Source organism: Alcanivorax sp. HI0083, from assembly GCF_001635175.1.
Window position 1 is genome coordinate 1 of sequence record NZ_LWFX01001192.1, and the last position, 4,516, is coordinate 4,516.

The following is a 4,516-nucleotide window of genomic DNA, read 5'->3' on the forward strand; positions in this document are numbered from 1 at the left end:
GCTCCGCCGTCAGGTCCGGGCGCTGATGGTAGCCACGGGCCAGGCCCACTTCGTTGCCGATATACAGTTCCCCGGCGACGCCGACCGGCACCCGGTTAAGATCCTGATCCAGCACATACAACTTTCTCGGCCCCACGGCGGTGCCGATGGGCGCGTAGGCGCTGGTCAGGGTGTCGCCTTCGTAGGCGGCCCACAGCATCGGGGTGACCACGGTTTCGGTAGGACCGTAACCGTTGAGAATGCGCTGCGGTTTTAACACCTGCTGCATGCGTTCGAAGGTTTCCCGGGTGAAAGCCTCGCCGCCCAAAGTCCAGGAACGCACTTTCAGGGGCGGTTGTGTTTGTTCAATCCAGTCCAGCAACGGCCCCATGTAGCTGGGCGGAATGCAGGCGATGGTCACCCCTTCTTTTTGCAAGGCATCGCAGGTTTGTTGCGCGCTCCATAATTGTTGGTCACGAATCACCACCCGCGAACCAAAGGCCAACGGCACCGTCCAGCGCTCTACCGCTCCATCGAAACTGATGGAGGCGAACTGCAGCTCCACATCATCCGGGGTCATGCCATAGCGTTCACCAATGGTCTGCACATGCATGGAGAGACCGGCATGGGTCAGGGACACGCCTTTGGGTTTGCCGGTGGAACCGGAGGTATAGATCACATAGGCGAGCTGGTCCGGGTGCGGTTCGTTGCCGAGAGACTGCGCAGAGAAAACATCCAGCGACAATCCATTAACCGCAACCGGTTTAACGGCATCAACACGGGGCAAGGTTTCAAGCAAATCTGAAGACGTGAGCAGCAACTTGGCACTGCTGTCTTCCAGCATGTAGTGCAAGCGGTCGGAGGGATAACCCGGATCCAGTGGCAGAAAAGCGCCGCCGGCTTTCATCACGGCAAGGAAGGCTTCGATCATGGTGACACCACGCTCGAAGGACACACCGACCACATCATCCGGTTGCACGCCCTGTTCGATCAGGTAACGGGCCAATTGGTTGGCGCGGGATTCCAGCTGGACAAACGATACGCGGGTGTCACCGTGCACCAGCGCAATGGCCTCGCCCTGCTCGGCTGCCTGTTGTGAAAACAGCGAGAGGAAACTGGTCGCGTGCCACTCGCCTTCGCCCTGACTCCATTGCTGCAAGTGGGGCTCGTCGTCACCCAACGCATCCAGCGTGGCCAGTGGCACATCATCCACATGAGACAACGCCAGCAAGGTACGCTTGAATGCACTGGCCATGCGGTCCATCAACGCCACCGGCAAGGCAGCGCTATCGTGGGCAAACAACATTTGCAGATGGTCACCGGGCAGCACCGCCACGGTGAGCGGGTAATGGGTGAACTCGTGGCTGGTGGGCGTGCCCAGCTGCAATTCGCTGTGCTCACTGCCCAGCAGGGATTCATCCAGCGGATAGTTTTCAAAGACCAGCAAGGTATCGAACAAGCCTTCTCCGCCCCAGCCGGCATCCTGCTGCACTTCGAACAGCGGCGCATGACCCTGTTCGCGCAGCGACGCATTATCCGCCTGCAGCTGTCTCAGCCAATCGGCGATGGGTTGCTCACCATTAAGGGGCACCGTCATGGGCAAGGTGTTGATGAACAGGCCCAGCATGTTGTCGCTACCGGCCAGTTCCGCCGGGCGACCGGCTACGGTGTTGCCGAACACCACCCGTTGCTGGCCGGTGAACCGGCCCAGTACTCGCGCCCAGGCCGCTTGCACCAAAGTATTGATGGTCAGCCCTTTGTTACGGGCCGCCTGGCGCAGAGCCTCGCTGGTCACGGCATCAAATTCGATCGGGTGACGGCGGAATTCACCTTTATCCGGCGTACCGACGGCCTCCACAAGACGGGTTGGCATCTGTACGGGCGACAGGTATTGCTGCCAGAATTCCCGGGTCGCGCCGCGATCCTGTTGCTGCAACCAGCCAAGATAATCCGCATAACCCTTTGGCGCCGCCGGCAATGTCTTGCCGTGGTATAGCGCCATCAATTCGCTGAGCAATACCCCGGTGCTCCAGCCATCCATGAGGATGTGATGGAGCGTGAGCACGCACTGCCAGGTTTGCTCACTGGTGCGCAACAGGTCGACCTGCCACAAAGGCGCCGCCTGCAGATCAAACCCTTTTTTCAGCCGATGCTGGCACCAATCATCCAGTGCCGATTCGCCGACCTCACGGAGATCCTTCTCCAGCCAGGGCAAGGCTACCTGCTGCGCAGACCAGACCGCCTGATGGCGGGAATCTGACAGGGTCGCGGGCAACAGACTGGTGCGCAGCACACCATGGCGCTCCAACAACGCCTGCCACGCCTGACGCATTCGCGCCGGGTCCACACCGGTGAGCGGCAACACCAATTGGTTCACATAGGTGCTGTTGCTATCACTGAGCTGCGAATGAAACAGCAACCCCGCCTGCAAGGGCGACAGGGGCAGAATCTGTTCCGGACGCTGCGCAAGAGAATCCAGTTGCGCCTGATCCAGTGATGCCAAAGGCACATCGGCCGGCGTCAGTACCGGCGCCCGGGAATCGCAATGCCGGGCCAACCGTTCGCACTGCTGCAGCCATTGATCCACCAGCACCGCACCCTGTTCGCAAGACAGGCTCACCCCATCCACATCCACACGAATCCGCAACTTGCCGTTCTGTTGATCCGCATTGATCACCAGCGGCGCATCCGCCGGCGCATCCGCTTCCTGCCACAGGCCCGCGTCCATCAGCGAGACACCGGGCAAATTATCGTGACGGAACTGGCCAAGATAATTGAACAACACATCCAGGCGATGATCGCCGCCGGTCAGCTTGCCCTGCTGGACCAGCAGCCCATAGCCCAGACCGCCCTGCGCCGGTTCGCGCAACTGTTCCTTCTGCTGTTTGATCGTGGTCGTCAGATCATCAGCACAGTCCAGTCGCTGCGGATACAGGCTGGTAAACCAGCCCACGGTCCGGCTTAAATCCAGCGATTCATCGTTGCCACTACGGCCATGGCTTTCACGGTGAATGCGCACCACCCGGCGATCACAATACTCCGCCAGGGTTTGCGACAGGGCGATCAGCAGAAATTCTTCCAGATTCAGGGAGGCGTAACGGTTTGCACTGTGCTGCCAGCGACGCAGGGTCTGCGCATCGGTTTCACGGACGAAGTGGCTCGCCGGATCGGGCTGGGATCCGTTGAACTTTAATCCATTGAACTGTAATCCATTGAATAACGGCGGCATCGCTTCACAAACCGACTGCCAGTAAGGCAACGCCAGCTCTGCCTGTGGCAGCCACTGCTGATCCAGCGCTTCGCGCCAGTCACGCAGGTTATGAGTCTTGCGTGGCAGCGATGCCTTGCCACTCTGCTCGATCTGTTCGCAGGCGGCAAAAAAATCTTCCAGCAGGATTCGCCAGGACACGCCGTCCACCGCCAGATGATGGATGGTGAGCAACAGCTGCGGATTATCTCGTTCGGAAGTGTCACCGGTAACATACAGCGCTCCCAGCAACTTGCCCTGTGCCGGATTCAAACTGCGCTGCACAGCGATCATCTGTGCTTCAATCGCAGCACTGTCGTTGCTGTCCATGGTTTGCAGCAGCGGCGTACCCGCGGCGGGCACACACTGCGCCGTCGTGGAATCACTCACGTCGAACTGTAAACGCAGGGCATCGTGCTGAGCGACAAGCAGCTGCAGAGCCTGTTCCAGCACTGCCGCATCAAACGGTTTCTGTATGGAAAAACGCAGATACTGGTTACAGGCAGACAGGCCCCGTTGCTCAATAAAGCGCTGCTGAATCGGCAATAAGGATAACGAACCGGCCAGTGGCTCCTGGCTGGCGGTATTCACCGTCACCGGTTGCGCCACAGCGGCTTGCTGACTCAGCACCGGCTGTTCGAATAAATCCCTGGGCGTTAACGCCAGACCCTGCTGGCGGGCGCGGCTGACCACCTGCAAGGCAAGAATGGAGTCGCCGCCCAGGGCAAAGAAATTATCATCGCGGCTGACGGTTTCACGGCCCAGCAGTTGCTGCCAGATCGCCGCCAGCGTCTGTTCATTGTCCGTCTGTGGTGCGTCACCTTCGCTGACGGTTTGCCACTGCGGCGCCGGCAACGCCTTGCGATCGACTTTGCCTGCCGGGGTCAGCGGCAAGGCTTCCAACACGACCAACTGGCTGGGCACCATATAGTCGGGTAAAGATTGGGACAGGGCTTCCAGAATAGTCGCTGTATCGAGACCCTCTGTAGGAGCGTGCTTGCACGCGAATGGGTCCGGGTTCGCGTGCAAGCACGGTCCTACGGTATTGCGGGGCACGATATAACCCACCAAGCGATCCCCCGTCGGCGATGGCTGCGCCACCACAGCGGCCTCACGGATCTGTTCATGGCCCAGCAGCCGGCTTTCAATTTCCCCCAGCTCAATACGGAAGCCGCGGATCTTCACCTGCTGATCCACCCGGCCCAGGTATTCCATTACGCCATCGTCCCGGTACTTCACCAGGTCCCCGGTGCGATACATGCGCTCGCCGGGTTCGCCGAACGGGTCTGG

1 protein-coding gene is annotated in these 4,516 nt (G+C 60.0%); it reads right to left on the minus strand.

Annotated elements, in window-relative coordinates; all coding sequences use genetic code 11:
• On the minus strand, positions 1-4,516 hold a 4,516-nt coding region (locus A3754_RS17245), incomplete at both ends, for a condensation domain-containing protein (protein WP_156497050.1).